The organism is Bradyrhizobium valentinum (assembly GCF_001440405.1).
Classification (GTDB): Bacteria; Pseudomonadota; Alphaproteobacteria; order Rhizobiales; family Xanthobacteraceae; genus Bradyrhizobium; species Bradyrhizobium valentinum.
Window position 1 is genome coordinate 1 of sequence record NZ_LLXX01000093.1, and the last position, 4,339, is coordinate 4,339.

Genomic DNA, 4,339 nt, shown 5'->3' on the forward strand with positions numbered 1-4,339 from the left:
GAGCCCGTACGCACGACCCATAGCACGCCTTCCACGAACATCCGGTTGTCACGGCCGGTCGAACCCTTCTGGTCAGGCCGGCCAATGATCAGCGGCGCCATCCGCTCCCACGCCGCTTCGCTCAACAATAAACGATCCATCACGCCCAAGACTGCCTCCCCAAAAGCAGTCTTGAATCTGATTTGGTCCTAAAAGGGAATCCTTAGAGTCCACACCACCTAAGGCCCGGTGGCCCGTCAAGGATCCTTGCGGCACCATAAAGCCGATCGCGCTCGGCCCTTCAATGATACTGATGTATAGACCGTGACCGCTTTTGACTCGCTTATCCAGCAACTGCGGTCTGCAGGCTCATAATCGCGATGAGGGCGGCGGTGCTCGTGCGGCTGCTTGGATGATGCCCACGCGGTGGTGCGCCGGGATCTAGTACTGCCTGTTTCCGGGCTCAGTGGCCTAATCAGAAATACGGAATGGCTAAAATTCACGGAGGAACGGAACGCGCGCGTTGATCGCAAGCTCAAGGTGCACCATAATGGGCTGCGAGGTGTTGCGCGTTACCTTTGCAACGGCGCCACCGTTAATCACGGACGGCGGACGAAGTGCATTGAGTTTGGCAATGTGCGAATCGATGCAGCTGTGTCGGCCGAGGTATTATCGGCGATTGCACCTCTCGGCCTTGACGCTGCCCTGCAAGCAATCGCGGACCGCGAGCGAGCCGGCGGGGAGCGGCTGCAGCACATAGAGCTGGAGCTGGGGCAGGCACGCTATGAAGCGGCTCGCGCGCACCGACAATATGATGCGGTTGATCCAGAAAACCGCCAGGTCGCTGGAGATCTCGAACGGCGGTGGAATGAACGGCTTGCGGAAGGGGCGCGCCTCGAGGATGATCTTCGCATCGCCCACGCCAAACAGCCGCCCGCTCTAACCGACGCAGAACGCGCAGAGATTTTTGGACTAGGGACAGACGTGGAGCGCCTGTGGAGCCATCCGGCAGCCTCGGTTGCGACACGAAAGCGGATATTGAGAGCGGTTCTTGAAGAGATCATCGTCACCGTCGAGCCAGGAGTATTGCACCTCAAATTGCACTGGAAGGGCGGCGACCATACTATGCTCGAAGTTGTGAAGAACCGGGCCGAACAGCATCGGTGGAAGACCAATGCTTCAACTGAGCAGCTGATCCGTGATCTGGCTCGTTTGCTGCCGGACGGGAGCATTGCCTCCGTTCTCAATCGGCTTGGCACACGCACGGCTAAAGGCAGCACGTGGACCCAGCAGCGCGTTTGTGTCTTCCGCAACGACCACAACATTCCTGTTTACCGAGATGGCGAACGCGCCGAACGTGGGGATCTGATCCTGCATGAGGCAGCAAGCCGTTTGGGCCTCAGCAAGATGACTGTGGTACGATGGTGTCTTGCCGGCAAAACAGAGTTGCGTGGGCGCACCGTATGTGATCCGGGAGATTGACCTGAATCGGCAGGAAGTCGGTCATGCGGTGACGAATGGTCGCGCAGTAGTATCACAAGATCCGCGGCAACGAAGCTTCGATTGTCAATGACATAGCGAGATGTGCACCATGTCACCAACCCGATAGGGTCAACAACAACGTGCTCGGTGTGGACTCACAGTTCGGGCACGTAAATATCCGGCTTTCGAGCCCTGTGCCCTCTGGTTCGATGCGTTACGAGCGCGGTTCGAGTGCCGCACCGCTTACAAGCGGGACGTTTTATCGATTCCGGGAACATACGCATATCCAACCCCGAAGGGGGCTGGGAGCGACTCCGGTGAAAGCCCCCTTTCCCGCCACAACAATTAATCTGGTTTGTTTGTCGGGTCTGCAACATACCCGACATAATCGTTTCGGCATGGGCAGCAAACCGAGACGCCGCCCCGCCGGCTGTCAGGTCGCTCGGTTGACAAACGCAAAATCCGAGTCACGCTTGGCCCCTTTTTGATTGGCCATTTGCATGACGTATCGGCGCCGAGGCCCTGGTTGGGTTGCCGCCATTTTCATCACCGCGGTGATGTGGCTCGCCGTCGTTTCAGCGTTCATGACCTTGTGGTCCTGTGACGCTGCCGCTCCGTAATTTCCCGGAGCAGAAATAGTGCCCGCTTGCTATTGCTGGTGCCAGCAGCCGAGGTGAAGCATTTCAGCACGGACAAGCATAATCTGACCGGTAAGCCGCAGAGCAAGCTGCGGCCATTCCGTTTGTGGGTAGCGAGCGCTTCGCGCTGACAGAAGCTCCAGTCCGCGCCGGCCGCCCAGCGCGAGCGACCGGCGACGGAAGGAGGATGACCTGCCTTCGGGGCTTTGGGGGCATAGAGGCCAGGCCGCCTCGCATGCAGTCCAGCACGCCTGGGTCAATGTTGTCTACCCGCAAAGGTCCGCGTATCGACGGTCTGACGAGGAACGTTCGGCGAGGGCGGCGCGTTTCGGGCCATGGATATCATCTACTGGATCGCCGGTTTTGCCGCCCTGGTCGTACTTGCCGTGGTCGCCTTCGCTCTCATACGAGAGATGCGCTGAGTTTCCACCAGCGCTTCGCGCGATCTATTGTTCATCTGACTTTGGCTTACCCGTTAGATCGAGCGGCTGCTCGCCTTGCATATGCGCCATCACCTGGCCGAGGTCGCGCATGTCAACCAGGGCGCCGCAAACCGGGCAGTTGCCGAAATGCTCGATCTCCGGCCGGTTCGGATCATCCATGTCGACGCCGGTGTAGCGCGGCAACTGCTGAGAGCTTTCGACATCCGGCTGAAATCCCTCGGGAAGATCCGGCGCGGTGGACTCATCGGATTGATTGCAGACCGGGCATGCCGCTCCGGCAGCGCCGCAGGTACAGGCGCGCGCGCCTAACCACGGCTGGTCCGGATGCTCCTCGCACACCCAATGACAGTTGTCGCAGCGGGCACACCACTTCATTGCAGGTCCTCCCTCTGGGCACAGAAACCAGCGCGGGAAAGGTTCGGGAGGAGATTCCCGCAGGGGGTCCTGGAATTGCTACCATGCCGGGGCTGCGCCCGGACAAGGTCCTGCGCCTCTACAAGGATCTTGGCATCACCTCGCTTGACGAACTGAAAGCAGCTACCAAGCAAGACCGGATCAAGAAGGCCAAGGGGCTCGGTGCGGCAGTGCAGACGAAGATCCTGCACAATCTCGAAACTGCAAAGGGCAGCGCGGGGCTGCTTCATCTGCATCGCGCCGCCGCCCTGCTCGAGCATTCGAAGAAAACTCTCGAGAAGACACAACCCGAACTGAAGCACGTGACCATAGCCGGCGAGTTGAGACGGAGCTGCGAGCTCGTCGGAGAGCTCGCCCTGGTGGCAGAAACGCCGGTTTCGGAAAGAACCGACCATCCGGGATTCGTCGGGCCTGAAGGTTTACGTGGCCGACCGCAAGCACTTGGGCGCTCTGCTCCTCCAGGCCACCGGATCGGCCGATCATTTGGAAGGGCTCCGGTCACTCGCCGACACGAAGGGCATGAGGCTTGAGGTGCACGGCCTCCACAAAGGCCGAACCGTGATCGCCGCCAAGGAGGAGGACATCTACCGAGCTCTTGGCTTCCCTTCATCGAACCCGAATTACGCGATGGCCGCGGCGAAATCGAGCGCGCGCTAAGAGGCAAGCTGCCGAAACTGGTTTCGATCATCCCGATTGAAGGGACGTTCTGAGGGAGCCTCAGGTACCATGTCTGCGTCAGGATCGACGCCGCAAGGCCGATGCCGCGCGGGCTCGCTTCACGCGAGCCTGCGTCCGGACGTCTCAAGGCGCCCCGGGGCAACCCAGATCACGATAGAAGCTGCTGAACTTTTTGCATTAAAAGCGGATCATGCATATACACCGCCCATTCCAGCAGGGTCTGCCGCACGGTAGTCCCCAATATGCCATGAAGCGCCAGCCGATCGAAAACGAGTGACCGGTCCGCCTCAACACGCGCCGCGATGACGTCTGATAGCAAGCGTACGTCATATCCGCGCTCGGCCGCCTGCAGTGCGGCAATGAATATCTCCTCTTCGAGCCAGCTTCCTCCGAAGAAAATGATACCGGTTTCGGGTGAAGCCAGATTGTCCGTAAACCGCCGGTCGTGCCAAATGGAAAGGGCGTCAACGTCCAGCTGCGTCATCGAGTGAACGACTTGCTGACTACCAGTAATCCCGAACGGCTGGCATTTCCCGATGAGGGTCGACGCGACGGTGAACATCTCCAGGCCTGTCTGCAGTAATGAGAAACTGACGTGCCGCGCGGCAAGATCGGCCGAAGCCGGCGTTTCGCCGCGCCTCAGATTGACCAAAACCACCCGACTATGTCGTGGGTCTGCAAGCATCTACGTGTCAAATGACCTTG

General features: G+C 59.7%; 7 protein-coding genes. 3 read left to right on the forward strand and 4 right to left on the reverse strand.

Features of this window, described 5'->3' with window-relative positions; genetic code table 11:
• On the reverse strand, positions 1-149 hold a 149-nt coding region (locus CP49_RS14275), incomplete at its 3' end, for a transposase (protein ID WP_338060353.1).
• 238 nt (positions 150-387) lie between these two features.
• Here CP49_RS14275 and CP49_RS44605 point away from each other — a divergent pair.
• Complete coding sequence (locus CP49_RS44605; protein WP_156438404.1) at positions 388-1,461, forward strand: hypothetical protein; 1,074 nt, start codon at positions 388-390, stop codon at positions 1,459-1,461.
• 433 nt (positions 1,462-1,894) lie between these two features.
• Here CP49_RS44605 and CP49_RS46690 read toward each other — a convergent pair whose 3' ends face one another.
• Both CP49_RS46690 and CP49_RS45995 read right to left on the reverse strand, forming a co-directional pair.
• Entirely contained in the window at positions 1,895-2,047 is a 153-nt protein-coding gene (locus CP49_RS46690; RefSeq protein ID WP_156438406.1) for a hypothetical protein, read from the reverse strand.
• 498 nt (positions 2,048-2,545) lie between these two features.
• Entirely contained in the window at positions 2,546-2,917 is a 372-nt protein-coding gene (locus CP49_RS45995) for a hypothetical protein (RefSeq protein ID WP_156439782.1), read from the reverse strand.
• An 83-nt stretch (positions 2,918-3,000) separates the two neighbouring features.
• Here CP49_RS45995 and CP49_RS47275 point away from each other — a divergent pair, with 83 nt between their 5' ends.
• The gene (locus tag CP49_RS47275) at positions 3,001-3,486 is read left to right on the forward strand and encodes a hypothetical protein (RefSeq protein WP_245310686.1); all 486 of its coding nucleotides are present in this window, start codon (positions 3,001-3,003) and stop codon (positions 3,484-3,486) included.
• Positions 3,380-3,613 (forward strand): hypothetical protein, encoded by a 234-nt coding sequence (locus CP49_RS47280; protein ID WP_057850882.1) that lies wholly within the window; start codon positions 3,380-3,382, stop codon positions 3,611-3,613. The genes CP49_RS47275 and CP49_RS47280 overlap by 107 nt, the downstream gene beginning before the upstream one ends.
• 169 nt (positions 3,614-3,782) lie before the next feature.
• Here CP49_RS47280 and CP49_RS14305 read toward each other — a convergent pair whose 3' ends face one another.
• On the reverse strand, positions 3,783-4,292 hold the full coding sequence (locus CP49_RS14305) for a cysteine hydrolase family protein (RefSeq protein WP_156434172.1): 510 nt from the start codon (positions 4,290-4,292) through the stop codon (positions 3,783-3,785).
• Positions 4,293-4,339: the final 47 nt, after the last annotated feature.